The 25,123-nt window shown below is 72.0% G+C and carries 19 protein-coding genes; 16 read left to right on the forward strand and 3 right to left on the reverse strand.

The features are described 5' to 3' along the window. Positions 1-167: 167 nt before the first annotated feature. From AOQ37_RS11320 to AOQ37_RS11345, 6 genes are all read left to right on the forward strand, one after another. A complete protein-coding gene (locus tag AOQ37_RS11320; protein ID WP_062643861.1) occupies positions 168-1,430 on the forward strand; it encodes a sulfite oxidase in 1,263 nt (420 codons plus the stop codon). Between the two features lie 224 nt (positions 1,431-1,654). Then, positions 1,655-2,965: a bifunctional 3-oxoadipate enol-lactonase/4-carboxymuconolactone decarboxylase PcaDC gene (pcaDC, locus tag AOQ37_RS11325; protein WP_062643863.1), complete on the forward strand. Its 1,311-nt coding sequence runs from the start codon at positions 1,655-1,657 to the stop codon at positions 2,963-2,965. A gap of 43 nt (positions 2,966-3,008) precedes the next feature. Further along, positions 3,009-3,644 (forward strand): MBL fold metallo-hydrolase, encoded by a 636-nt coding sequence (locus AOQ37_RS11330; protein WP_062644449.1) that lies wholly within the window; start codon positions 3,009-3,011, stop codon positions 3,642-3,644. A gap of 39 nt (positions 3,645-3,683) precedes the next feature. Next, a complete protein-coding gene (locus tag AOQ37_RS11335) occupies positions 3,684-4,463 on the forward strand; it encodes an exodeoxyribonuclease III (protein ID WP_062643866.1) in 780 nt (259 codons plus the stop codon). A gap of 116 nt (positions 4,464-4,579) precedes the next feature. Beyond that, positions 4,580-4,999, forward strand: coding sequence for a DUF6278 family protein (locus AOQ37_RS11340; RefSeq protein ID WP_062643868.1), 420 nt, complete (start codon positions 4,580-4,582; stop codon positions 4,997-4,999). Positions 5,000-5,113: 114 nt separating this feature from the next. After that, positions 5,114-5,857 (forward strand): amino acid ABC transporter ATP-binding protein, encoded by a 744-nt coding sequence (locus AOQ37_RS11345; RefSeq protein ID WP_062643870.1) that lies wholly within the window; start codon positions 5,114-5,116, stop codon positions 5,855-5,857. Between the two features lie 48 nt (positions 5,858-5,905). On the opposite strand, the gene AOQ37_RS11350 is transcribed toward AOQ37_RS11345, so the two are convergent. Together AOQ37_RS11350 and AOQ37_RS11355 are read right to left on the reverse strand one after the other, a co-directional pair. Further along, positions 5,906-7,456 (reverse strand): CocE/NonD family hydrolase, encoded by a 1,551-nt coding sequence (locus AOQ37_RS11350; RefSeq protein ID WP_107085179.1) that lies wholly within the window; start codon positions 7,454-7,456, stop codon positions 5,906-5,908. Between the two features lie 99 nt (positions 7,457-7,555). Continuing rightward, positions 7,556-8,302, reverse strand: a complete 747-nt coding sequence (locus tag AOQ37_RS11355; RefSeq protein ID WP_062643874.1) for a hypothetical protein — start codon at positions 8,300-8,302, stop codon at positions 7,556-7,558. A 143-nt stretch (positions 8,303-8,445) separates the two neighbouring features. Between AOQ37_RS11355 and ggt the strand changes: the two genes are divergently transcribed. Then, a complete protein-coding gene (gene ggt, locus AOQ37_RS11360; RefSeq protein WP_062643876.1) occupies positions 8,446-10,257 on the forward strand; it encodes a gamma-glutamyltransferase in 1,812 nt (603 codons plus the stop codon). 24 nt (positions 10,258-10,281) lie between these two features. Here the strand turns inward: ggt and AOQ37_RS11365 are convergent, their stop codons facing one another. Continuing rightward, positions 10,282-12,834: an ATP-dependent Clp protease ATP-binding subunit gene (locus tag AOQ37_RS11365; protein WP_062643878.1), complete on the reverse strand. Its 2,553-nt coding sequence runs from the start codon at positions 12,832-12,834 to the stop codon at positions 10,282-10,284. A 1,117-nt stretch (positions 12,835-13,951) separates the two neighbouring features. Here AOQ37_RS11365 and AOQ37_RS11370 point away from each other — a divergent pair. From AOQ37_RS11370 to AOQ37_RS11410, 9 genes are all read left to right on the forward strand, one after another. After that, positions 13,952-14,203: a helix-turn-helix domain-containing protein gene (locus AOQ37_RS11370; RefSeq protein ID WP_062643880.1), complete on the forward strand. Its 252-nt coding sequence runs from the start codon at positions 13,952-13,954 to the stop codon at positions 14,201-14,203. Between the two features lie 143 nt (positions 14,204-14,346). After that, positions 14,347-15,930: a hypothetical protein gene (locus AOQ37_RS11375; protein WP_062643883.1), complete on the forward strand. Its 1,584-nt coding sequence runs from the start codon at positions 14,347-14,349 to the stop codon at positions 15,928-15,930. Positions 15,931-16,110: 180 nt separating this feature from the next. Further along, a complete protein-coding gene (locus AOQ37_RS11380; RefSeq protein WP_062643885.1) occupies positions 16,111-16,953 on the forward strand; it encodes a nitrilase-related carbon-nitrogen hydrolase in 843 nt (280 codons plus the stop codon). After that, positions 16,950-18,233: an aspartate aminotransferase family protein gene (locus tag AOQ37_RS11385; RefSeq protein ID WP_062643886.1), complete on the forward strand. Its 1,284-nt coding sequence runs from the start codon at positions 16,950-16,952 to the stop codon at positions 18,231-18,233. The genes AOQ37_RS11380 and AOQ37_RS11385 overlap by 4 nt, the downstream gene beginning before the upstream one ends. A gap of 37 nt (positions 18,234-18,270) precedes the next feature. Further along, positions 18,271-19,854 (forward strand): PucR family transcriptional regulator, encoded by a 1,584-nt coding sequence (locus AOQ37_RS11390; protein ID WP_062643888.1) that lies wholly within the window; start codon positions 18,271-18,273, stop codon positions 19,852-19,854. A gap of 181 nt (positions 19,855-20,035) precedes the next feature. Further along, positions 20,036-20,878, forward strand: coding sequence for a nitrilase-related carbon-nitrogen hydrolase (locus tag AOQ37_RS11395; RefSeq protein ID WP_062643890.1), 843 nt, complete (start codon positions 20,036-20,038; stop codon positions 20,876-20,878). 124 nt (positions 20,879-21,002) lie between these two features. Then, the gene (hydA, locus tag AOQ37_RS11400) at positions 21,003-22,406 is read left to right on the forward strand and encodes a dihydropyrimidinase (protein ID WP_062643892.1); all 1,404 of its coding nucleotides are present in this window, start codon (positions 21,003-21,005) and stop codon (positions 22,404-22,406) included. An 11-nt stretch (positions 22,407-22,417) separates the two neighbouring features. Further along, positions 22,418-23,437 (forward strand): TIGR03842 family LLM class F420-dependent oxidoreductase, encoded by a 1,020-nt coding sequence (locus tag AOQ37_RS11405; protein WP_062643894.1) that lies wholly within the window; start codon positions 22,418-22,420, stop codon positions 23,435-23,437. Positions 23,438-23,552: 115 nt separating this feature from the next. Beyond that, the gene (locus AOQ37_RS11410; protein WP_062643896.1) at positions 23,553-25,085 is read left to right on the forward strand and encodes an NCS1 family nucleobase:cation symporter-1; all 1,533 of its coding nucleotides are present in this window, start codon (positions 23,553-23,555) and stop codon (positions 25,083-25,085) included. The last annotated feature ends 38 nt before the right edge of the window (positions 25,086-25,123 follow it).

Below are 25,123 nucleotides of genomic sequence, written 5' to 3' on the forward strand. Positions count from 1 at the left end.
ACTCTCGACGACCACCGCCCCGCCCCGCGGTACCGCGCGCTGCTCTCGCGCGGCTGTTGTTGATCCTCACCTCACCCCTCACCGCCCTCCTGCCGTGGACGCGCCGCGCCTTCTGACGCCCTGATCGCGTCCCGGTCCAGGCATCCCGCGTACGGAAAGGCAGGCCCATGCCCACGTCTCCCACGCCCGAATCCGCCTACGACCGCCGCAGACTGCGCCAGTGGCTGGCCGGCGAGGCCCGCGCCGACGGTGTCTCCCGGCGCGATCTGCTGCGCCTCGTCGCCGCCGCCGGGCTCGCCACCGCCGCGGCCCCGGCGTTCGCCGCGACGGCCGCCGCGGCGACGTCCCCCGGTATCGTCAAGGCGCTCCCCGACGACCGGTTCACGGTCCGGGGCACCAACGCCGAGACCAAGTTCGCCTCCCTGGCCGGCACCGGCTACCACACGCCCGTCGACCACTTCTTCGTCCGCAACCACACCTCCACGCCCGTGCTCGACGCCGACGAGTGGGCCCTCACCGTCCACGGCGACGGCCTCACCCACGGCAGCCCCGTCGAGTTCACCCTCGCCGACCTGAAGAGGCTCCCCTCGGTCACCCGCACGGCGTTCGTGGAGTGCGCGGGCAACGGCCGCAGCTTCTTCACCTCCCAGCAGGGCCAGACGGTCAGCGGCACGGCGTGGACGCTGGGCGCGATCGGCACCGCGCGCTGGCGCGGCGTCCGCCTCGCCGACGTCCTGCGCCGGGCGGGGCTCTCCCGGCACGCCGTCGACGTCCTGCCCCGCGGCCTCGACGCCGACTACGTCACCGCCGACGGCACCGACCTCGGCCGGGTCCGTCGCCCCCTGCCGGTGTCCAAGGCGCTCGACGACGTCCTCCTCGCCTACGAGATGAACGGCGAACCGCTGCCGTACGACCACGGCTTCCCCGTACGCGTCCTGGTGCCGAACTGGATCGGTATCGCCTCGATCAAGTGGGTCGGGGACATCGAGGTGTCCGCGCAGCCCCTCTACTCGCCCTGGAACACGGACTTCTACCGGCTGTTCGGCAGCGCCCACCCCGAAGGCGGCAGCGCCCCGCTGACCCGGCAGACCGTCAAGAGCGCCTGGGAGCTGCCCTGGGACGCGAGCCTGGAAGCGGGCGCCGTGCACCGGCTGACCGGACGCTCCTGGTCCGGCGCCGGAGCGGTCGTCCGCGTCGACGTCAGCACCGACGGGGGGACCCGCTGGCGGCGTGCCCGGCTGCACGACGCCCCGCGCCGCGCGGGCTGGGTCCGCTGGTCCACCGACTGGCGCCCGTCGGCTCCGGGCGGGTACACCCTGCTGGCCCGGGCCACCGACAGCACCGGCCGCACCCAGCCCGACACGACCGTCCCGAACACCCAGGGCTATCTGTTCGACGCCGTGGTCCGGCACCCCGTCCGGGCGGTGTGAGGGGAACGCGCGTACGACGGACGGGCGTCGGCCCGGGGCTCGCCCCGGGCCGCGCGGGGTCCGTCTGTACGATGCACGCGCATCGCGCCGCACGGGCCGTCCGGCGCGGGCGGGTGAAGGCCCGGTACAGAGGATCTTCGCGGGGCTGCCACAACCGGGGACGGCTTGTACGGGGTTCCGACCCAAGCGCGTGAGAAATTGTGAGATGTGGGAGCGTGAGTCGGGTGAGCGAGAGTACGACCAACACCCTGCAATACCGTTTCGACGGGCCGGAGGACGCCCCTGTCCTGATCCTGGGCCCCTCCCTGGGCACGACATGGCACATGTGGGACCGTCAGGTCCCCGAGCTGGCCCAGCAGTGGCGGATCTTCCGTTACGACCTGCCCGGCCACGGTGGCGCCCCGGCCTACCCGGTCGGGTCGGTCTCCGACCTCGCCGGGCGGCTGCTCGCCACCCTCGACGGGCTCGGCGTCCAGCGCTTCGGCTACGCGGGCTGCGCGTTCGGCGGCGCGGTCGGCGTGGAGCTGGCACTGCGGCACCCGGAGCGGGTCGCCTCGCTCGCGCTGATCGCGGCCTCGCCGCGGTTCGGCACGGCCGACGAGTTCCGGCAGCGGGGCGTGATAGTGCGCACGAACGGCCTCGACCCCATCGCCCGCAGCTCGCCCGACCGCTGGTTCACCAGCGGGTTCGCCGCCGCGCAGCCCGCGATCACCGAGTGGGCCGTGCAGATGGTGCGCACCACCGACCCCGGCTGCTACATAGCGGCCTGTGAGGCGCTCGCGGCCTTCGACGTGCGGGCCGAGATCGGCCTCGTCGGGGTGCCGACGCTGGTCCTCGTCGGCTCGGACGACCAGGTCACCGGCCCCGCCGAGGCGCGCACCCTGGTGGCCGGCATCCCGGACGCCCGGCTGGCCGTCGTACCCGGAGCCTCGCACCTGGTCCCGGTGGAGCAGCCCGCGGCCGTGACCGACCTGCTGGTCCGGCACTTCTCCACCGCCTGGCAGCCCGCCTACGACTCCGGCACCGGGCAGACCGCCGTGCCGGGCATTCCCGTCCGAGCGGTCGTGACCGTGCCCCAGCAGCCTCCGCAGCCGGTGGCCATCGCGGAGATCGCACCCGCTCCCGTCCTCGAACCGGTGCAGGTCATGGGCCGCCCCGATCCGTACGACGCGGGGCTGAAGGTGCGCCGGGAGGTCCTCGGGGACGCCCATGTCGACCGGGCGCTGTCGCAGGCCGACGACTTCTCGGGGGACTTCCAGGAGTTCATCACCCGCTATGCCTGGGGTGAGATCTGGGACCGGCCCGGCCTCGACCGGCGCTCCCGCTCCTGTGTCACGCTCACCGCGCTGGTCGCGGGAGGTCACCTGGACGAGCTCGCCTTCCACATCCGCGCCGCGCTGCGCAACGGCCTCACCCCGGACGAGATCAAGGAGGTGCTGCTCCAGGCGGCCGTCTACTGCGGCGTTCCCGCGGCGAACAGCGCGTTCAAGGTGGCCCAGCAGGTCATCCGGGAGGAGACCACGCCCACCGAGTGAGCCGTCCACCGCACGCGGGGGCAGGATGGGTCCCATGACGGCTCTGACACTCACCAAGAAGTCGCACGCGTGTGTGCGCCTGGAGAAGGACGGGCGCACACTCGTCCTCGACCCCGGCGGGTTCAGCGAGGTGGACGCAGCGGTCGGCGCGGACGCGATCCTGGTCACGCACGAGCACCCCGACCACTTCGACGAGCGGCGGCTGCGGGCGGCCCTGGAGGCCGACCCGGCCGTCGGGATCTGGACCCTGAGGTCCGTCGCGGAGAAGCTCGCCGCCGCGTTCCCCGGCCGGGTGCACACGATCGGGCACGGTGACAGGTTCACGGCCGCCGGATTCGACGTCCAGGTCCACGGCGAGCTGCACGCGGTCATCCACCCCGACCTCCCGCGCGTCACCAACGTCGGCTTCCTCGTCGACGAGGGCCGCGTCTTCCACCCGGGAGACGCGCTCACCGTCCCCGACCACCCGGTGGAGACCCTGCTGGCCCCGGTCCAGGCCCCCTGGAACAAGATCTCCGAGGTCATCGAGTACGTGCGCGAGGTCCGGCCGCGGCGCGTCTACGACATCCACGACGCGCTCCTCACCGACCTCGCCCGGCCGATCTACGACACGCACCTGGGCAACCTGGGCGGCGCCGAGCACGGCCGGCTGGCGCCGGGGACGTCCGCGGAGGTCTGAGGGACGGCGTTGTCGGACCCTCCGGGTAGGTTGTGAGGCATGCGTATCGCGACCTGGAACGTGAACTCGATCACCGCCCGCCTGCCGAGGCTGCTGGCCTGGCTGGAGAGCAGCGGCACCGACGTGCTGTGCCTCCAGGAGGCCAAGGTCGCCGAGGCGCAGTTCCCGCTCGACCAGCTGCGCGAGCTGGGCTACGAGGCGGCGGTGCACGCCACGGGCCGGTGGAACGGCGTGGCGGTGATCTCCCGGGTGGGTCTGGCGGACGTCGTCAAGGGCCTGCCCGGCGACCCGGGCTACGACGGGGCGCCGGAGCCCCGCGCCATCGCGGCGACCTGCGGCCCGGTCCGCGTCTGGTCGGTGTACGTGCCGAACGGCCGCGAGGTCGACCACCCGCACTACGCGTACAAGCTCCAGTGGTTCGAAGCCCTCAAGGCCGCCGTCGCGGGCGACGCGGCGGGTGGCCGCCCCTTCGCGGTGCTGGGCGACTACAACGTGGCACCGACCGACGACGACGTGTTCGACGTGGCCGCCTTCGAGGGCCTCACCCATGTCACCCCGGCCGAGCGCGCCGCCCTGGCGTCCCTGCGCGAGGCCGGCCTGTCGGACGTCGTCCCGCGTCCCCTGAAGTACGACCACCCGTTCACGTACTGGGACTACCGCCAGCTGGCGTTCCCCAAGAACCGCGGCATGCGCATCGACCTGGTGTACGGCAACGAGCCGTTCGCCAAGGCCGTCAAGGACTCCTACGTCGACCGTGAGGAACGCAAGGGCAAGGGTGCCTCGGATCATGCTCCGGTGGTCGTCGACCTCGACGTGTAGCGGGAGCCGGGGCCCGTCCGCCGGTGCCCCGGGCCCGCCCGGGGCGGGGGTCCGGGCGTCGGCGGATGCCAGCGCGCCTGTGGTGCGCACGCCGGTGCGAATGTCACGCTGGGCTTATGAACATCCCTTTCCTGGGCAACAGGAGCAAGAAGTACCGCGCGGCGGTGCTGGCCGAGGACCCCGAGGGGATCGCCGAACTCCTCTCCGAGTGTGAACTGTTGCGTTCCCAGGCGGCCCGGGAGGGGATCGGACTCGACGACACGGCCGCCTCGTTGGAGGCACTGGACCAGCTTCCGCCGCGTTGGCGGGAGGACGAGGAGACCCTGCCGTGGTTCGGCCATGACGCCGGTCTCTACCTGGGGACGGTCGTCGTGCGCACGGTGCCCGGTGCCGTCTGGGTGATCTGGCCCGGCGGGGAACCGGCCGTCCGGCTGGCGTCCGGCCGGGAGGTCGACGTGGTCACCGCGGGGCGTGAGTGGGCCGCGACCGGCACCCCCGAACTGTCCCAGCTCTACGCGGAGGTGGCCGAGAACTGAGCACGGCGCGTAAATACGGCTAATGACTGAAAAGTGCGTGTCGTGCTCCAACTGCGGCCCCGTGTGGATAGTTTGCGGCGACCACGACACAGCTGAGAGTGAGTAGGGCTGCGCATGGCCGTCGATCCGTTGATCGAGCTGCGTGACGTCAACAAGTACTTCGGGGATCTGCATGTCCTCCAGGACGTCAACCTCACCGTCGGCAGGGGGGAGGTGGTCGTGGTGATCGGCCCTTCGGGGTCTGGGAAGTCGACACTGTGCCGCGCGATCAACCGGCTGGAGCCCATCCAGTCCGGCTCGATCACCCTCGACGGACAGCCGCTGCCGGAAGAGGGGAAGGCGCTGGCGGGGCTGCGGTCCGAGGTCGGCATGGTCTTCCAGTCCTTCAACCTGTTCGCCCACCGGACGGTCCTCCAGAACATCACGCTGGGCCAGGTGAAGGTCCGCAAGCGCAAGAAGGACGAGGCCGACCGGCGCTCCCGTGAACTGCTCGACCGGGTGGGCCTCGCCGACCAGGCCGACAAGTTCCCCGCACAGCTCTCCGGAGGCCAGCAGCAGCGCGTGGCCATCGCCCGCGCCCTCGCCATGGACCCCAAGGCGCTCCTGTTCGACGAGCCCACCTCCGCCCTCGACCCCGAGATGATCAACGAGGTCCTGGAGGTCATGCAGCAGCTCGCCCAGGAGGGCATGACCATGGTCGTCGTCACCCACGAGATGGGCTTCGCCCGCTCGGCCGCCAACCGTGTGGTCTTCATGGCCGACGGCCGCATCGTCGAGGACCGCACCCCCGAGGAGTTCTTCACCTCCCCGCGCAGCGACCGGGCCAAGGACTTCCTCTCCAAGATCCTCAAGCACTGAGCGACGGCGCCGGCCCCGGAGCCCACCTGCCCCGGCGGCGGCCGGAGATCACTGCTCGCGCAGCGGAACCGACACGTACGACGGGTCGTCCGCCGGCGAGGAGAAGGTCAGCCGCGCGCCGGACGGGTTGTGCTCGACGTACAGCGGGTCGACGGTGTCGACGACCAGGGCGAGCCGGTGCCCCGCCGGGACGTCGTAGGCCGTGGAGAACAGGTCCAGGTCGAGACCGAACGACTCGCCCGGCGTCCGTCCGTGGAAGGTGTACGGCGCGTCGGTGACCAGTTTGCCCAGGCCGAGCGGCCCCACGTCGTAGAGGTAGGCGACGAGGGTGCCGCTCTCCGCCGTCGGGGTGACGGTGGTGTGCAGCTTCGCGGTGCCGCGCACCCGCTGTGCGGTGGGGTACTTCGCGGACTGCCACACGGCGGCCCAGCGGCGGGGGAGCAGGGGGATCGCGGCCACCGGGGGCAGCTTCGCCACCTGGTCGAGGATGCTGGACAGGAAGACGGTCCCGCCGTCCGCGCCCGAGTCCACGCCGGTGTGGATCGTGGGGGAGCCGGCGAGGGCGAACCTCCGCCGGTCCGCGGCCACCGACTTCCAGTCCGGATATCCCTCGTAGCCGCCGGTGGAACGGGACTTGAGGCGGACCGGCTGTTCGCGGTCGACGCCGTTGTCCTCGCCCTTGAGGTAGTGGTCGAACCACCGCTCGGTGTCGGTCCACACGTCGTTGGGCAGCCCGAACAGACCGGTGAGCTCGGCGGTGGCGTGGTCTCCGGGGCGCAGCTCCAGCCGCTTGTGGCCGGTCAGCCGCTCGTAGAAGGCGGCGGACTGGTTGGGCGGGAAGATCGTGTCGCCCCAGGCGCCGGCCAGCATGACCGCCGCGCCGTTGCGGTTGAGCTGGTCGGCGTAGGTGATGGGGGAACGTTTCTGCCCCCAGGCGAGGATGTCCTTCTCCTTCGACAGGTCGGAGGAGTAGAACGCCGAGAAGACCTCCTGGGACTCGGCGCTCCGGCGGCCGGTGACCATGCCCACCGTGTCCAGTACGGCGGCGGCCTGGACGTGCTGGGTGCGGCCGGAGTAGATCGAGTCGATCAGGTCGCCCCAGCCGCTGAGCGAGGCGACGGCCTTGACGCGCGGGTCGTGGGCGGCGGCCAGCAGGCTGATCCCGGCGCCGTACGAGACGCCCGCCATACCGATGTGCTCCGGGTCGGCGGGGGTGTTCGCGAGGGCCCAGTCGACGACCTCGGCGGCGTCGGCTACGTCGTGCGGACCGGCCACGTCGATCTCGCCGCCGGACTGCCAGAAGCCGCGCACGTTGTAACTGAGCACGACGTAACCGGAGTCGGCGAGCCGTCGCGCCCGGGCGAGGTACTCGATCTGCGGGAAGCCCCAGCTGGTCGGCAGCACGATCAGCGGGTGGCGGGTGCCGTCGGCGCCGGCGGGGGTGACCACGTTGGCCTTGAGGACCGTACCGCCGTCCCCGGCGATGTCGACGTAGCGGACGCCGCCGGTGGCCGCCTGCGCGGCGGGCGCCAGGCCCAGGACCCCGCCGGCGACCAGGGTCGCGGAGACGGCGCCCATGGCGGTCGTGCGAAGGGCCATGCGGTGCGTTCGTCCCACGGGTCACTCCTCCTGGCTGCGCCGTCGCAAAGTGACCTGACGGTAACCGCCGCGCCCTACCGGGAGTAACCCGCCGGTAAGTTACGTGGCGGTAACAATAGTTGACTCCGGAAGGGGAGCCTGTGCCGCCCGGGTCACGTCGTCGACCAGTTCGACCACATCGGGGCCGTAGGCCTGGGAGTTGACGACCTTCAGGAGCAGCACGAAGGAGCCGTTGCCGTGCTTGCGGGCCAGCCGCTCGTGGTTGCGGACCAGATAGCGGGTGGCGGCCTGGTTGTTGATCGCGCGCTGTCCGCAGAACAGGAACACCGGCCGTGCCTCGCGCCGCCGTCCCGCGGTCAGCCGGGCCAGCAGGACGAACTCGGTGACACCCGGTTCCATGCGGTAGTGCTCGCTGCCGATCTGGAACGCCAGCCGGTCGGGGCCCGGTTCACGGTCGGTGTTGACGCGCACCCCGGGCAGCATGGCCTGGATGTGGGCCGCCATCCGCCGGTTCGACCCCGGGCCGCCGACGCAGAACTCCGTCCGCTCGCCGAAACCCTGCCGGGCCACGTCCTGGGTGACCACCTCCGTTCCCGCGCCGCAGTCCTTGATGAGCGCGGCGAGTTCCAGGAGCGCGAACACGTCGTGCCGGTGCACCGCGAGGTCGGGGCTGCCCGCGTCGCGGTTCACCACGAGCAGGCACTCCGAGTTCTCGGGCAGCCCGAAGAAGGCCTGCTTGCGCCGGAGCCTGCGCTTCCACAGGTAGGTGCGGGTCAGCCAGCCGAGCGCGGCACTGATGCCGGCCGCGACCACACCCAGGACGATGTTGCGCACGTCGTCGTTCATGGGCGCGCATGCTAGCGGGCGAGCACGGTCGGGGCGTACCCGTGTTCGAGGTGTGGCAGTCGTATGACAGTGCCCGGAAGGAGGCTGTCGGGGCCCCGGGAATCTGGTTACGCTGCGCGGACTGTCCTGGACTGGAGGTACGGATGCGTCGCCCTGTCGCGCGGAAACTGTCGGTCCTGGCGGTCTCGGCCGCCGTGGTCACGGTGGGGGCCGCGGCGCCACCCGCCGCCGAGAGAGCCGCTGTTGCGAAGGTCCCGGTGGCGGTCGGCTACGGCGGCGCGGTCGCCAGCGTCGACGCGGACGCCTCCGCGGCCGGCATCGAGGTGCTGCGCGAGGGGGGCAACGCCGTCGACGCGGCCGTGGCCACCGCCGCAGCCCTCGGCGTCACCGAGCCCTACTCCTCCGGCATCGGCGGAGGAGGCTACTTCGTCTACTACGACGCCAAGTCCCGGGCCGTGCACACCATCGACGGCCGGGAGACCGCCCCGTTGACCGCGGACTCCGGGCTCTTCCTGGAGAACGGCAAGCCGCTCGCCTTCGCGGACGCCGTCAGCAGCGGCCTGGGCGTCGGCACGCCGGGCACGCCCGCCACCTGGGCGACCGCGCTGAAGGAGTGGGGCAGCGAACGGCTCGGCACGGTCCTGAAGCCCGCCCAGCGCATCGCCCGCGACGGCTTCACCGTCGACGAGACCTTCCGCAGCCAGACCGCCGCCAACGAGACCCGCTTCCGCTACTTCCCCGACACGGCGAAGCTGTTCCTGCCCGGAGGACAACTCCCCGTAGTGGGCTCGACGTTCAAGAACCCCGACCTCGCCCGCACCTACGCGCAGCTGGCCCGCGAGGGCGTCGGCGCGATCTACCGCGGTGACCTCGGCGAGGACATCGTCGCGACGGTCGACAAACCGCCCGTGGACCCGGCCTCGGGCTGGAACGCCCGGCCCGGCGAGCTGTCCGCCAAGGATCTCGCGGCCTACCGGGCCAAGCTCCAGGCGCCCACGAAGACCTCGTACCGGGGCCTGGGCGTCTACTCCATCGCGCCCTCGTCCTCGGGCGGCACGACGGTCGGCGAGGCCCTCAACATCCTGGAGAAGACCGACCTTTCGAAGGCGAGCGAGGTCCAGTACCTGCACCGGTTCATCGAGGCCAGCCGGATCTCCTTCGCCGACCGCGGGCGCTGGGTCGGCGACCCCGCCTTCGAGGACGTCCCCACGAAGCAGTTGCTGTCGCAGAAGTACGCCGACTCCCGCGCCTGCCTCATCAAGGACGACGCGGTCCTCACCAGCCCGGTGGCGCCCGGCGACCCGCGTCACCCGGCCGCCTGCGGCACGGGCGGCACCGCGGCGCCGACGACGTACGAGGGAGAGAACACCACGCACCTCACCGTCGCCGACAAGTGGGGCAACGTGGTCTCCTACACCCTCACCATCGAGCAGACCGGCGGCAGCGGCATCACCGTCCCCGGCCGCGGCTTCCTCCTCAACAACGAGCTGACGGACTTCTCCTTCGCCCCCGCCAGCCCGGCCGTGCACGACCCGAACCTGCCCGGCCCGGGCAAGCGGCCGCGGTCGTCGATCTCGCCGACGATCGTGCTCGACCGGCACGGCAAGCCGGTGGTGGCCCTGGGGTCGCCCGGCGGCGCGACCATCATCACCACCGTGCTCCAGACCCTGACCGGGTTCCTCGACCGCGGGCTGCCGCTCGTCGACGCGATCGCCGCCCCGCGCGCGAGCCAACGCAACGCCGCGCAGACGGAGTTGGAGCCCGCCCTCTACGACGACACCAGCCCCGGCGGTCTGCGGGCCCGGCTGGAGGCCATCGGGCACTCCTTCAAGCTCAACCCCGAGATCGGCGCCGCGACCGCCGTGCAGCGCCTGCCGGACGGCAAGTGGCTGGCCGCCGCCGAAACTGTGCGGCGCGGCGGCGGCTCGGCCCAGGTGGTGCGTCCGGCGCCCTGACGCCGTCCGGTCACACGGCCGGGGTCAGAGTTCGGGGGCGGGTGGTTCGCCGGTGTTCGCGCGGAAGGCGAGCCGCCCGTCCTCGACGTCCACGGTGACCCGGTCGCCCTCCTCGACCCGCCCGTCGAGCAGCAGCCTGGACAACTGGTTGTCGACCTCGCGCTGGATCGTGCGGCGCAGCGGACGGGCGCCGTACTCGGGCTGGTAGCCGCGCTCTGCCAGCCAGTCGACGGCCGCGTCGGTGAACTCGGCCGTGATGCCCTGGGCCTGCACCAGCCGCCGCGTCCGCTCCAGCAACAGGTCGGTGATCTGCCGCAGTTGCTCGCTCGTGAGCTGCCGGAACACGACGATCTCGTCGATCCGGTTGAGGAACTCCGGCCGGAAGTGCTCGCGCAGCGGCCGCAGGATCTGCTCGCGCCGCGCCTCCTCGTCGGCGTCCGCGCCACCCGAGCCGAAGCCGATGCCGGCGCCTCGCCGGGTGATCGCCTCCGAACCCAGGTTGCTGGTCATCACGATCACCGTGTTGGTGAAGTCGACCGTGCGCCCCTGGGAGTCGGTGAGCCGGCCGTCGTCGAGGACCTGGAGCAGGATGTTGAAGACGTCCGGGTGGGCCTTCTCCACCTCGTCGAGCAGGAGCAGAGAGTACGGGTGCCGGCGGACGGTCTCCGTCAGCTGCCCGGCCTCCTCGTGGCCGACATAGCCGGGCGGGGCGCCGACCAGACGGCTCACGGTGTGCCGCTCCTGGTACTCGCTCATGTCGAGCCGGACCATGCGCTCCTCGCTGCCGAACAGCGACTCGGCGAGCGCGCGGGCCAGTTCGGTCTTGCCGACACCGGTCGGACCGAGGAAGAGGAAGCTGCCGATGGGCCGGTCCGGGCTGGCGAGCCCCGCGCGCGAGCGCAGCACCGCGTCCGCGACCACCCGTACGGCCTCCTCCTGGCCGACGACCCGCTCGTGCAGATGCTCCTCCAGGGCGAGCAGCCGGTCCTTCTCCTCCTGGGTCAGGCTGGCCACCGGGATACCGGTCTGCCGGGACACCACCTCGGCGATCGCCTCCGCGGTGACCTCCAGATGCCGGCCCTCGTCGGAGGTGACCTCACCGGTCGCCTCCTCGATGCGCCGCCTCAACTCGACGATGCGGTCCCGCAGCCGGGTGGCCTGCTCGTACTGTTCGTCCGCGACCGCCTGGTCCTTGTCCCGGGTCAGTTCCTCGGCCTCGCGCTCCATGGCCCGCACGTCCGAGCCCTTGGTGCGGGCACCGAGCCGCACCCGGGCGCCGGCCTGGTCGATCAGGTCGATCGCCTTGTCGGGCAGGCGGCGGTCGGTGAGGTAGCGGTCGGACATCTCGACGGCCGCGACGAGCGCCTCGTCGGTGTAACGGACCTGGTGGTGGGCCTCGTAGCGGTCGCGCAGCCCGCGCAGGATCTCCAGCGCGTCCGCGACCGACGGCTCCGGGACGAGGATCGGCTGGAACCGGCGGGCGAGCGCCGCGTCCTTCTCGATCCGCCGGTACTCCTCCAGCGTCGTCGCGCCCACGATGTGCAGCTCGCCCCGGGCGAGGGCCGGCTTGAGGATGTTGCCCGCGTCCATCGACCCGCTCTCGCCACCGCCGCCCGCGCCGACGACGGTGTGCAGTTCGTCGATGAAGACGATCAGCTGGTCGGAGTGGCCGCGGATCTCGTCGACGATGTTGTTCAGCCGCTCCTCGAAGTCGCCGCGGTAGCGGGTGCCGGCGACCACACCGGTCAGGTCCAGGGCGACCACGCGCCGCGCGACCAGCACGTCCGGCACGTCTCCGTCCGAGATCCGCTGGGCGAGCCCCTCCACGATGGCGGTCTTGCCGACGCCCGCGTCGCCGATGAGCACCGGGTTGTTCTTGCCGCGCCGGGAGAGCACCTCGATGGTCTGCTCTATCTCGTCGTCGCGGCCGATCACCGGGTCGATCCGGCCCTGCCGGGCCAGCTCGGTGAGATCCGTGCCGTACTTGTCCAGGGTGGGCGTCCCGGTGGGCCGCTGCCGGTCGCCGGGGCGGGGGGCCTGCGCGGCGTCCGGCGGGTCCGGCGGCAGGCTCGAGGCGGCGAAGCGGGCCGCGTTGAGGATGTGCCCGGCCGCGGAGTCCGGGTTCGAGGCGAGGGCGCTGAGCACGTGCTCCGGGCCGATGTAGCCGTCCCCGCGCGACCGGGCCAGGTCGTGCGCGTCCAGCAGGGCGCGTTTCGCGGCAGGGGTCAGCGACAGCGAGGTGGGCGGGGGCGCCTCGCCCGGCGGGTGCTGGACCGGGCCCGAGCGCTCGTCGATCTCCGACGCCAGGGACTCGGGGTCGGCGCCGGCCCGGCTGAGCAGCGTACGGGTCGGCTCCGCGCCGAGGGCCGCGCGCAGGAGGTGCTCGGTGTCCAGGTCGCGGCTGCCGTGCTCGGCCGCGTACTGGGCCGCGCCGCGCACGAGCTCCCGCGCGGGCCGGCTGAGGAGCTGGCCGATGTTGATCTGCCGGGGGCCGGGGCGGGGCCCGCCGAAGAAGCGGGCCAGGAACTCGCCGAAGGGGTCGCCGTACCCCTCCGGGCTGGAGAAGCCGCTGGTCATGGCGTTCCGTTCGATCGACTGGCGCTGCCGGTGCGGCGGCTGCCCTGTCCGTGCCGGGCTACACCACGATGGCACGATCCGCAGGGCGCGGCATGTCCTGGAGCACACCACCGCGCTACCGCCCGGGTATGCCGTCGCGCCGGTGCGCTGCCGTGCCGACGTGTCGGCGGGGCGCCGTGCCGCGGTGCCGGTGTGCTGCCGTGCTGAGGTGTTGGCGGGCGCCGTGCCGCGGTGCCGGTGTGCTGCCGTGCCACCGCGCTGGGATGCCGTCGTGCCACGGTGCTGCCGTGCCGCCGTCACGGTCCTACCGTGCTGCTGTGCCGCCGTCACGGTGCCGCCGCGCCGCCGTCCTGCCGTCACGGTGCCGGTGTGCTGCCGCGCCACTGCGCCGGTATGCCGCCGTGCCGCGGTGCCGCGGTGCCGCCGTGCCGCCGTGCCGCCGTCACGGTGCCGGTGTGCTGTCGCCGTGTCGCCGTGCCGCCGTGCTGCCGCGCCGCCGTCACGGTGCCGGTGTGCTGTCGCCGTGTCGCCGTGCTGCCGTGCCGCCGTCACGGTCCTACCGTGCTGCTGTGCCGCCGTCACGGTGCTGCCGTGCCGCCGTGCCGCCGTGCTGCCGTCCCGGTGCCGGTGTGCTGTCGCCGTGTCGCTGTGCCGCGGTGCTGCCGTGTCGGCGGGCCGCCCATGCCGGGGTGCCGCCCGTGCCGCCGCCCCGTGAATGCCGGTGCGCCGCGCGTGCCGCGCGGGTCGGCCGTGTGGGCCGGGGGCGTCCGCGGGCCCCGCCCCGCGGGGCGGAACGGTGCTGCCGGCGCTCGGTGAGGATCCTCGGGTCGCTGTCCGTGATCGCCACCGTGTGCTCCGCGTACGCGGCCCGGGAACCGTCGTTCGTGCGCAGCGTCCAGCCGTCGGGGCCTCGTGGAGCCGTCCTTGCCGCTCGCGATCAGCATCGGCTCGGTCGCGAGGGCCATGTCGTGGCGCAGCCGGGCGGCCCTCGAGGGGACCCCCGGGTCCTCGTGCGTCCGGCGGCCGATGCCATGGCCCCGAGGCCGTCCGGGATGCCGTGGCCCCCGCCTCCCGGCACACCTGCGCCAATTACTGTACCGGTATTAGAATGGCACCCATGGTGCGCACCCCCCTCACCCCCGAAGAGCGCGAGCGCGGCGAACGGCTCGGCCGGCTGCTGCGCGAGGCCCGCGGCGGCCGGAGCATGGCCGACATCGCGACGCACGCCGGCATCTCCGCCGAGACCCTCCGCAAGATCGAGACCGGCCGCGCCCCCACCCCGGCCTTCTTCACGGTCGCCGCGCTCGCCCGGGTGCTCGGCCTGTCGATGGACGAGCTGGCGGGGCTGTGCGTGCCCGCCCCCGCGTGACACCCTGGGGCCGCTGTCCCTGCTCGGTCGGGATCACGGGCGCGCGTCGTCGCGTCGGTTTCGAAAACTGGCTGTAGCCGCGCTGTAACACGGTTGGTGTTCTCTACGAACCGGAGTGTTCCGGTCGGGGCGGGAGTCGAGCGATGGCTGTGGATCAACTCCCGGGCAGAGTGCGGGAGTTCGCGAGCTACCTGAACGGACTGCTGTCGCGCCTCGATCAGGGCGCCGGCTGGTGCGCGGTGTTCTGGCAACGTGACCCCGACGGCATGCAGGCCTGCCTCGACGGGCGTGAGGTGCCCCCCTGGGACGTGGTGGACGCGGTGCTCCAGGACCTCGCCGCCGAGTACGGGGCCGAGGTCGCCGCGCGGCAGGCGGAACAGGTCCGGCCGCTGCACGCCGCCGCCCTCGCCGCCCACGACGCCCGGCCCGGTGGACGTGACGCCCTCGGGGACCGGCTCGACGTGATGCTCCGCGAACAGCGGTACGCCGCCGAACGGCTGGCGGACCTGAGGCGCAGGCTCCCGGCCGCGACCACCCACGAGCAGGCCGAAGCCATCCGCCTCGACCTCGCCTGGGCCCAGGACGACCATGAACGGGCCACCGCGCGGTGCGCCGAACTCCGCCACCGGATGGCGGAGTCGGACCGGATCCCGACGACCGGCGCGGGCCCCGGACCCGCCCGGCACACCGAGGCCGACGCCAGGCAGGCCACGCACGACGCCCCTGCCGGGTACGACACTCCTGCCGAGTACGACGCCCCTGCCGCGCACGGCGCTCCTTCCGGATACGAAGCGCCTGCCGCCTACGAAGCACCTGCCGGATACGGCGCCTCCGGTGGGTATGCCGCCGCCGAGCCCTCGGCCGACGCGCACGACTCCGAGGCGGCGGTCGGGGCGTACGAGTCCTGGGCGCCGGCGGCCGATGCCCCCGCCCCCCGGCCGGTTCCCGTCGAGGACGCCCCCGCGCCTGCCCCCGCCTCCGTGCCCAAGCAGCGCAAGCGCCGCCGCGGCAGCGCCCGGTTCGCGGGGATGGCCGAGGACGAGGACACCGCCTCCGCCGTCGTCCCGTCCGTCGCCGAACCGCCGGCACCCGTGCCCGCCACGGCAGGGCGCCGCACCCCGCGCGGTGCCCGCTTCGCCGGGGCCGCCGAGGAGAAGGCCGAGCGGCGGCCCGAAGCGCGGCGTGAGCCGCTGGACCCCGAGGCCCGGCGGGAGACCGTCGAGACGGTCGAACGGCTGGTGAGCCTGCGCGGCGAGGGCCGCAGCGGCGAGGCGCACGCCCTGCTCGTCGAGCTCGCCTACTGGCCGGCCGCCCGCATCCCGCTGCTCGCGGCCGAGCTCCAGCGCGCCGGGCTCACCGCCGACTGGACCACCCTGCTCTGGGAGGCCGCCTCCCTCCCCGCAGACCGGCTCGTCGCCGCGGCCGACGCGCTGGCCGCCGTCGGGCGCACGGCCGACGGCGAGCAGATCCTGCGCCAGGGTGTCGCCCGCCCGGCCCCCGAGATAGGCCGGGCGGTACTCGGCCTGGTCGAGGAGGGCCGGCTGCGCGAGGTCCGCGCGCTGCTCGACGCCTACGTCCGGGTCCGCACGCCCGAGGAGGCCGCGCGCAGCGTCGCCCCGGCGCCGGAGACCCTCGTCCCCCTCGTGCTGGAGGCCGCGCGCAGCGTCTCGGAGGAGCGCCACTGGGACCTGGTGCACGCCCTCCGGGTGGCCGGCTTCACCGCCTGACCCTGGCCGCCTCCTTACGCCGTACGCCCGGCGACTCACCCACCGGAGTGTGAAACGCGATCGACTCGGCGGGTTAACGACGATGGTCTTGGCAAGCCCGTCCCGGAGGCTTACGTTCGTCCCTCTACGACCTTCGTCTACGGGCGTAGAGGCTCTGACGTCCCGTCGAAGGAGCAGCTCATGGCCAACGTCGTTCGTGCCGCACTGGTCCAGGCCACCTGGACCGGCGACACCGAGTCCATGGTGGCGAAACACGAGGAGCACGCCCGCGAGGCGGCCCGCCGGGGCGCGAAGATCATCGGGTTCCAGGAGGTCTTCAACGCTCCCTACTTCTGTCAGGTCCAGGAGCCGGAGCACTACCGCTGGGCCGAGCCGGTGCCCGACGGGCCGACCGTGCGCCGTATGCAGGAGCTCGCGCGCGAGACGGGCATGGTCGTCGTCGTACCGGTCTTCGAGATCGAGCAGTCCGGTTTCTACTACAACACCGCCGCCGTGATCGACGCCGACGGCTCGTACCTCGGCAAGTACCGCAAGCACCACATCCCGCAGGTGAAGGGCTTCTGGGAGAAGTACTACTTCAAGCCCGGGAACATCGGCTGGCCCGTCTTCGACACGGCCGTCGGCAAGGTCGGCGTCTACATCTGCTACGACCGGCACTTCCCGGAGGGCTGGCGGCAACTCGGCCTCAACGGGGCACAGTTGGTCTACAACCCGTCCGCCACCCACCGCGGCCTCTCCGCCCACCTCTGGCAGCTGGAGCAGCCCGCGGCCGCGGTCGCCAACGAGTACTTCGTCGCCGCGATCAACCGGGTGGGCGTCGAGGAGTACGGGGACAACGACTTCTACGGGACGTCGTACTTCGTCGACCCGCGCGGAAAGTTCGTCGGCGAGGTCGCGAGCGACAAGGACGAGGAACTCGTGGTCCGCGACCTCGACTTCGACCTGGTCGAGGAGGTCCGGCAGCAGTGGGCCTTCTACCGCGACCGCCGACCCGACGCCTACGACGGGCTGGTGCAGCCGTGAGCGACCTCCACGCCCGCCACCGCCGCGTCCTGCCGGACTGGCTCGCCCTCTACTACGACGATCCGCTGGAGATCACCCACGGTGAGGGCCGGCACGTCTGGGACTCCGACGGGAACAAGTACCTCGACTTCTTCGGCGGCATCCTCACCACCATGACGGCGCACGCGCTGCCCGAGGTCACCAAGGCGGTGAGCGAGCAGGCCGGGCGGATCATCCACTCCTCGACCCTCTACCTCAACCGGGCCATGGTCGACCTCGCCGAGCGTATCGCGCACGTCAGCGGCATCCCCGACGCCCGGGTCTTCTTCACCACCTCGGGCACCGAGGCCAACGACACCGCGCTGCTGCTCGCCACCACCCACCGGCGCAGCAACACCGTCCTCGCGATGCGCAACAGCTACCACGGCCGTTCCTTCAGCGCGGTCGGCATCACCGGCAACCGCGGCTGGTCGCCGACCTCGCTGTCCCCGCTCCAGACGCTCTACGTCCACGGCGGGGTACGCGGACGCGGCCCGTTCGCCGGGCTCGGCGACGCCGAGTTCATCGAGGCCTGCGTCGAGGACCTGAAGGACCTGCTCGGCCACACCCGCCCGCCCGCGGCCCTGATCGCCGAACCGATCCAGGGGGTAGGCGGGTTCACCTCGCCGCCGGACGGTCTGTACGCGGCGTTCCGTGACGTGCTGAACGCCCACGGGATCCTGTGGATCGCCGACGAGGTGCAGACAGGCTGGGGCCGTACCGGAGAGCACTTCTGGGGCTGGCAGGCGCACGGCCGCAGCGGACCGCCGGACATCGTCACCTTCGCCAAGGGCATCGGCAACGGTATGTCCATCGGCGGTGTCATCGCCCGCGCCGAGATCATGAACTGCCTGGACGCCAACAGCATCTCCACCTTCGGCGGCACCCAGGTCACCATGGCTGCGGGCCTCGCCAACCTCTCCTACCTGCTGGAACACGACCTCCAAGGCAACGCCCGGCGGGTCGGCGGCCTGCTCATCGAGCGGCTGCGGGCCGTCGCCGCCCAGGATCCGGGGGTCCGTGAGGTGCGCGGGCGCGGACTGATGATCGGCGTCGAGCTGACGAAGCCCGGCACCGATCTGGCGGACCCGCAGCGGGCGGCCGCCGTGCTGGAGGCGGCCCGCGCCGAGGGCTTGCTGATCGGCAAGGGCGGAGGGCACGACACCAGCGCCCTGCGGATCGCGCCGCCGCTGTCCCTGACCGTGGCGGAGGCCGAGGAGGGCGCCGCGATCCTCGAACGCGCCCTGAGGAGCACGCAGTAGCGCGGGCCTGAGCACCTGAGCAAGGGAACACGACGCCATGACCATCACCCTGGAGCCCTGGGGGCCCGTAGAGCCCCTGGAACCCGCTCTGTCGGTCCGTCAGGTCCTGGCCCTGGAAAGGGTGCTGGCCGGGGAGCCCGAGGTGGTGGCCGGCGCGGGCCAGCTCGACCGCCCGGTGCGCTGGGTGCACGTCGCCGAGGCCGCGGACGTCGGCGTGATGCTCAGCGGCGGCGAGATGGTCCTCACCACCGGAGTGCTGCTCGCCGGTGACGAGAACGCGCAGACCGAGTACATCCAGTCCCTGCACCGCGCGGAGGCCGCCGCCGTCGTGCTGGGACTGGGCCGGGCGTTCCCCTCGCCACCGGACGTCATGCGGCGCGCGGCCGAGCGGTGCGGGCTGCCGATGGTCGTCCTCCACCGCCCTTTCCCCTTCGCCGAGTTGACGGAGGAGGTCCAGTCCCGGCTGGTCCGGCGCAAGTTCGCCGCCGTCAGCCTGTCGGAGGCCGTGCGGACCGCGCTCACCGCGCTGATCACCGCGGGCGCCCCGCTCCAGCTGCTGCTCGACGAGATCGCCCAGCACGCCGCCTGTCCCGTCGTCGTCACCAACCTCGCCCACCGGGTGCTGGCGACGGCGGGGGAGCGGTCGGCGGTCGACGACGTGCTGCGGGACTGGGAGCGCATCGCCCGCCAGGCCGGCGGCACCGAGGGCGACGGCTGGATCCGCGCGGAGCTGGGCGGACGCGGCGAGCGGTGGGGGCAGATCATGCTCTGCGGCCACCGCGGCGACACCGCCGGCGGCCGGCTCCTCGCCGACCGGGCCGCCGAGGCCCTCGTCCTGCACCGCATGCTCGGCGGGACCTCCGCCCACACCTGGGAGGAGCAGTCCGCGCAGAGCCTGCTCACCGACCTGGTCTCCGGTGTCGTGCCGGCCCGGCAGCTGCTGCCCCGGGCCCGGGCGGCCGGGCTCCCCGTCAACCGGCGCACCTTCGTCCCGCTGGTCGTCCGTGCCGGGGATCCCGCCCAACTGGAGCGCATGCTGCGCCTGCTGGGGATGACCGGGCTGGTCGCCGAGCTCGCCGACGGGGCCACCGCCGTGCTGCTCAGCCTGGCCCGCGACCAGGACGCCGAGGCGCTCACCGCGCACTTCGCCGCCCGGCTGCGGACCGAGTCGGGGGAGAGCCGCACCGTCGTCGCGGCGGCCGCCCCACGCATCGTCTGGGACGACGTGTCCGCCGGGCTGCGCGAGGCCCAGCATGTCGCGGACGCCGTGGCCGACTCCTCGGCGGCCCTCGACCTCCCGCCCGTCGTCCGCCTCAAGGACGTCCATCTGCGCGGCCTGGTAAGGCTGTTGCGGGACGACCCGCATGTGCAGTCCTTCGCCGAGCGGGAGCTGGACGGGCTGCTGTGCGCGGCCGGGGACGACCTCCTCGCCGTCCTGCGGACCTACCTGGCCACCGGCCGCAACAAGTCCCGCACCGCCCAGCTCCACCACGTCTCCCGGCCCGCGCTGTACCGCCGGCTGGAGGCGATAGAGGGCCGGCTGGGGGTGGACCTCGACGACTTCGAACAGGCCGCCTCGGTGCACATCGCGCTGCTCGCGCACGACGCGCAGCAGAGCTGACGGCGGACGTCGGGCAACACCTCAGAAACATGGAACGACCAGGGAAAACGGTGGTGAAACATGGGTCCGCGAAGACGTGACACGGTGGCACGCCGGACGCCCGCAGGCGTGACACCGTGCAACTCAAAGCGGGCTCCGCGGCTTCCTAGGCTCCTCGTACACCGAGCGACCGGAGGTCCCGATGAGCAGAGTGATCCGCGCCGCCGTCTTCCAGACGGCCTGGACCGGCGACAAGGAATCGATGATCCAGGTCCACGAGCAGGCGGTCCGCGACGCGGCCGCGCAGGGTGCTCAGGTCCTGTGTTTCCAGGAGCTGTTCTACGGACCGTACTTCTGCCAGGTCCAGGACCCGCAGTTCTACGAGTACGCCGAGCAGATCCCGGACGGCCCGATCGTGAAGCGTTTCCAGGCGCTCGCCAGGGAGCACGGCATCGTCCTGGTGCTGCCGATGTACGAGGAGGAGCAGCCCGGCGTCCTCTACAACACCGCCGCCGTGATCGACGCGGACGGCTCGTACCTCGGCAAGTACCGCAAGCACCACATCCCGCAGGTCAAGGGTTTCTGGGAGAAGTTCTACTTCCGGCCCGGGAACGTGGGCTGGCCCGTCTTCGAGACGGCCGTCGGCAAGGTGGGCGTCTACATCTGCTACGACCGCCACTTCCCGGAGGGCTGGCGCGCGCTGGGTCTGGAGGGCGCCGAGATCGTGTTCAACCCCTCGGCGACCTCGCGTGGCCTGTCCGCCTACCTGTGGCAGCTGGAGCAGCCGGCGGCGGCCGTCGCCAACGAGTACTTCGTCGGCGCGATCAACCGGGTCGGCGTCGAGGAACTCGGCGACAACGACTTCTACGGGACCTCGTACTTCGTGGACCCGGAGGCCCAGTTCGTCGGCGAGGTGGCGAGCGACAAGGAGACCGAACTCGTCGTCCGCGACCTCGACATGGCCAAGCTGCGCGAGGTCCGCGACCGCTGGCAGTTCTACCGGGACCGCCGCCCGGAGGCCTACGGCCCGCTGACCGCACCGTAGGACCCGAGGCCCCCGCGTCCCGGTCGGGGGCGCGGGGCAGCGTCCGTGTGCGGCTCCGCCGCGGGACGCGACCGGCCTCGAACGACCCGTACGTCACGACCACAACCCAGCGGAGCGTCCACGCATGAGCACCCGTACCGTCATCCGCGGCGGCCTCGTCGTCACCGCGTCCGACGAGATCCACGCCGACGTCCTGATCGAGGACGGCCGTATCGCCGCCCTCGCCGCCTCCGCGACCCCGGCCGCCGAGGCCTGGACCGCCGAGCGGGTCATCGACGCCACCGGGAAGTACGTGATCCCGGGCGGGGTCGACGTCCACACCCACATGGAGCTGCCGTTCGGCGGCACCTCCGCCTCCGACACCTTCGAGACCGGCACCCGGGCGGCCGCCTGGGGCGGCACGACGACGATCGTCGACTTCGCCGTGCAGAGCGTCGGACGCAGTCTGCGCGACGGGCTGGACGCCTGGCACGCGAAGGCCGAGGGCAACTGCGCCATCGACTACGGCTTCCACATGATCGTCTCCGACGTGAACCAGGACACGCTGAAGGAGATGGACCTGCTGGTGGAGGAGGGCGTCACCTCCTTCAAGCAGTTCATGGCGTATCCCGGCGTCTTCTACAGCGACGACGGCCAGATCCTGCGCGCGATGCAGCGCTCCGCCGAGAACGGCGGACTGATCATGATGCACGCGGAGAACGGCATCGCCATCGACGTCCTGGTCGAGCAGGCGCTGGCCCGCGGCGAGACCGATCCGCGGTACCACGGCGAGGTCCGCAAGGCCCTCCTCGAGGCCGAGGCCACCCACCGCGCCATCAAACTCGCCCAGGTCGCCGGCGCTCCGCTGTACGTGGTGCACGTATCGGCGATGGAAGCGGTCGCGGAACTGGCCCGGGCGCGCGACGAGGGGCTGAACGTCTTCGGTGAGACCTGTCCGCAGTACCTGTTCCTGTCGACGGACAACCTCGCCGAGCCCGGCTTCGAGGGCTCGAAGTACGTGTGCTCGACGCCGCTGCGGCCCAAGGAGCACCAGGCCAAGCTCTGGCAGGGCCTGCGGACCAACGACCTCCAGGTCGTCTCCACCGACCACTGCCCCTTCTGCTTCGTGGGTCAGAAGGAGCTCGGCCGGGGCGACTTCTCGAAGATCCCCAACGGTCTGCCGGGGGTCGAGAACCGGATGGACCTGCTGCACCAGGCCGTCGTCGACGGGCACATCAGCCGCCGTCGCTGGATCGAGATCGCCTGCGCCACTCCGGCCCGCATGTTCGGCATGTACCCGAAGAAGGGCACCATCGCCCCGGGCGCCGACGCCGACGTGGTGATCTACGACCCGCACGCCGAGCAGGTCGTCTCCGCCGAGACGCACCACATGAACGTCGACTACTCGGCGTACGAGGGCAAGCGGCTCACCGGCCGCGTCGAGACGGTCCTGTCGCGGGGCGAACTCGTCATCACCGAGCGGGAGTACACCGGACACGCCGGTCACGGCGTCTACACCCCGCGCTCCACCTGCCAGTACCTCAACTAGGAGCAGCGCTCATGGACTTCGGACTCGTCCTGCAAACCGACCCGCCGGCCTCGAAGGTCGTCGAGCTGATGAAGCGTGCCGAGGACAACGGCTTCACGTACGGCTGGACCTTCGACTCCGCCGTGCTCTGGCAGGAACCGTTCGTGATCTACAGCCAGATCCTGGCGAACACCAGCAGGCTGACGGTGGGCCCGATGGTGACCAACCCGGGCACCCGCACCTGGGAGGTCACCGCCTCCACCTTCGCCACCCTCAACGACATGTTCGGCAACCGCACGGTGTGCGGCATCGGACGCGGCGACTCCGCGATGCGCGTCGCGGGCCGCGCCCCCAACACCCTCGCCCGGATCAGCGCCGCCATGAAGGTCATCAGGGCACTCGGCTCGGGCCAGGAGGCGGACCTCGGCGGCACGGTCGTCAAGTTCCCGTGGATCAGGGAGGACGCTCGACTCCCCGTCTGGATGGCCGCGTACGGCCCCAAGGCGCTGAAGATGACCGGCGAGGAGGCCGACGGCTTCATCCTCCAGCTGGCCGACCTCTACCTCACCGAGTACATGGTGAAGGCCGTCAAGGACGCCGCCGTCGCCGCCGGCCGCAACCCCGCCGAGGTGAAGATCTGCGTCGCCGCCCCGGCGTACGTCACCGAGGACGACTCGCCCGAGGCGCTCGCCCACGCGCGTGAGCAGTGCCGCTGGTTCGGCGGGATGGTCGGCAACCACGTCGCCGACCTGGTGTCCAAGTACGGCGAGCACTCCGCGGCCGTACCGGACGAACTGACCGACTACATCAAGTCCCGCGAGGGGTACGACTACTCGCACCACGGGCGCGCCGACAACCCCGACACCGCGTTCGTGCCGGACGAGATCGTCGACCGGTTCTGCCTCGTCGGACCGGTCGAGAAGCACATCGAGAAGCTCCAGGCACTGCGTGAGCTGGGCGTCGACCAGTTCGCCGTCTACGACATGCACGACGCCCGGGAGGCCACCATCGACGCCTACGGGGCGCGGGTCATCCCGGCCCTCAACGGCTGACCGCTCGACTCCCCGACCCCCCACTCCAGTTCTCCCCTCCTCCGGCACCCGGAGGAGGGGGCCGGAGATCCCGCACGGCCTTTCCGGATCCGCCCCTCGTTTGATTGGCCTGCCCATGACCGACACCGCTCCCACGGCCATACCGCCGACCTCACAAGTCACCCTCGCCGACGGCCGGGTGGAGATCGCCCCTGGTTCGCCGCAGCCCAGCGGCCCCTACGCCAACGAGGACCTTCTCCCGGTCCCTGTGGAGAAGCGCACCTGGACGACGTACAACTTCTCCGCGCTGTGGGTCGGCATGGCCCACAACACGGCGTCGTGGACGCTCGCCTCCGGTCTGATCGCCGTCGGCATGGACTGGAAGCAGGCGGTGCTCACCATCGCCCTGGCCAACGTCATCGTGCTGGTCCCGATGCTGCTCACCGGGCACGCGGGACCGAAGTACGGGATCCCCTTCCCGGTCTTCGCCCGCGCCTCGTTCGGGATCCGCGGCGCCAACCTGCCGGCCGTCGTACGGGCGTTGGTGGCCTGCGGATGGTTCGGCATCCAGACCTGGATCGGCGGCGAGGCGATCTACTTCCTGGCCGGGAAACTGATCGGCAACGGCTGGAGCGAGGCCGGGGAGATCGGCGGCTACGCCTGGACCATGTGGCTGTCGTTCGCGATCTTCTGGGCGATCCAGGTCGCGATCATCTACCGGGGCATGGAGACGATCCGCCGCTTCGAGAACTGGGCGGCGCCCTTCGTCCTGGTCGGCGCGCTGGTGATGCTGATCTGGATGAGCGACAAGGCAGGCGGTTTCGGCCCGTTGCTCGACCAGCCGTCCAAGCTCGGCTGGGGCGGCGACTTCTGGAAGCTTTTCTGGCCGTCCCTGATGGGCATGATCGGCTTCTGGTCCACGCTGTCGCTGAACATCCCGGACTTCACCCGGTACGGAAAGTCGCAGAAGGCGCAGACCTGGGGTCAGGCGCTCGGCCTGCCGACCACCATGACCCTGTTCGCGCTGCTGTCGGTGATGGTCACCTCCGGTTCGCAGGCGGTGTACGGCGAGACGATCTGGGATCCGGTACAGCTCGCCGCCAAGACCGACAACGTCTTCGGTCTGCTGTTCGCGCTGGTGACCGTGCTGGTGGCGACCCTGTCCGTGAACGTCGCGGCCAATCTGGTCTCGCCGGCCTTCGACTTCTCCAACATCGCGCCCCGGAGGATCAGTTTCCGCACCGGCGCCCTCGCCACCTGTGTCCTCGGCGTGCTGATCTTCCCGTGGAAGCTGTACTCCGACCCGCAGGGCTACATCTTCACCTGGCTCGGTCTGGTCGGCGGTCTGCTGGGCACGGTCGCCGGCATCCTCATCGCCGACTACTGGATCCTGCGCCGCGGCAAGCTCGACCTGACCGATCTGTACCGTACGGGCGGCCGTTACTGGTACGACGGCGGCTGGAACTGGCGGGCCGTGGTGGCCTTCGCGACCGGCGGAGTGCTCGCGGTCGGCGGCGCCAGCTTCAAGCCGCTGATCGACGGGCGGCCGATCCCGGCGCTGGAATCCCTCGCCGACTACGGCTGGGCGGTCGGGCTCGGCACCTCGATGGCGCTGTACCTGGCCCTGATGCTGCTGCTGCCTCCGCGACAGGAACAGCACGCCGTCTGACGGACGACGCGAGACGGCCGGAGGAGCGACCAGGCTCC

The organism is Streptomyces maremycinicus (assembly GCF_001184025.1).
Taxonomy (GTDB): Bacteria; Actinomycetota; Actinomycetes; order Streptomycetales; family Streptomycetaceae; genus Streptomyces; species Streptomyces maremycinicus.

What these genes read in the sequence shown, in the direction of transcription:
- AOQ37_RS11320 (WP_062643861.1), top strand. Translation starts at nt 168, where the DNA reads ATGCCCACGTCTCCCACGCCCGAATCCGCCTACGACCGCCGCAGACTG.
- AOQ37_RS11335 (WP_062643866.1), top strand. Translation starts at nt 3,684, where the DNA reads ATGCGTATCGCGACCTGGAACGTGAACTCGATCACCGCCCGCCTGCCG.
- AOQ37_RS11340 (WP_062643868.1), top strand. Translation starts at nt 4,580, where the DNA reads ATGAACATCCCTTTCCTGGGCAACAGGAGCAAGAAGTACCGCGCGGCG.
- AOQ37_RS11345 (WP_062643870.1), top strand. Translation starts at nt 5,114, where the DNA reads ATGGCCGTCGATCCGTTGATCGAGCTGCGTGACGTCAACAAGTACTTC.
- AOQ37_RS11350 (WP_107085179.1), bottom strand. Translation starts at nt 7,456, where the DNA reads ATGGCCCTTCGCACGACCGCCATGGGCGCCGTCTCCGCGACCCTGGTC.
- AOQ37_RS11355 (WP_062643874.1), bottom strand. Translation starts at nt 8,302, where the DNA reads ATGAACGACGACGTGCGCAACATCGTCCTGGGTGTGGTCGCGGCCGGC.
- ggt (WP_062643876.1), top strand. Translation starts at nt 8,446, where the DNA reads ATGCGTCGCCCTGTCGCGCGGAAACTGTCGGTCCTGGCGGTCTCGGCC.
- AOQ37_RS11365 (WP_062643878.1), bottom strand. Translation starts at nt 12,834, where the DNA reads ATGACCAGCGGCTTCTCCAGCCCGGAGGGGTACGGCGACCCCTTCGGC.
- AOQ37_RS11370 (WP_062643880.1), top strand. Translation starts at nt 13,952, where the DNA reads ATGGTGCGCACCCCCCTCACCCCCGAAGAGCGCGAGCGCGGCGAACGG.
- AOQ37_RS11375 (WP_062643883.1), top strand. Translation starts at nt 14,347, where the DNA reads ATGGCTGTGGATCAACTCCCGGGCAGAGTGCGGGAGTTCGCGAGCTAC.
- AOQ37_RS11380 (WP_062643885.1), top strand. Translation starts at nt 16,111, where the DNA reads ATGGCCAACGTCGTTCGTGCCGCACTGGTCCAGGCCACCTGGACCGGC.
- AOQ37_RS11390 (WP_062643888.1), top strand. Translation starts at nt 18,271, where the DNA reads ATGACCATCACCCTGGAGCCCTGGGGGCCCGTAGAGCCCCTGGAACCC.
- AOQ37_RS11395 (WP_062643890.1), top strand. Translation starts at nt 20,036, where the DNA reads ATGAGCAGAGTGATCCGCGCCGCCGTCTTCCAGACGGCCTGGACCGGC.
- hydA (WP_062643892.1), top strand. Translation starts at nt 21,003, where the DNA reads ATGAGCACCCGTACCGTCATCCGCGGCGGCCTCGTCGTCACCGCGTCC.
- AOQ37_RS11405 (WP_062643894.1), top strand. Translation starts at nt 22,418, where the DNA reads ATGGACTTCGGACTCGTCCTGCAAACCGACCCGCCGGCCTCGAAGGTC.
- AOQ37_RS11410 (WP_062643896.1), top strand. Translation starts at nt 23,553, where the DNA reads ATGACCGACACCGCTCCCACGGCCATACCGCCGACCTCACAAGTCACC.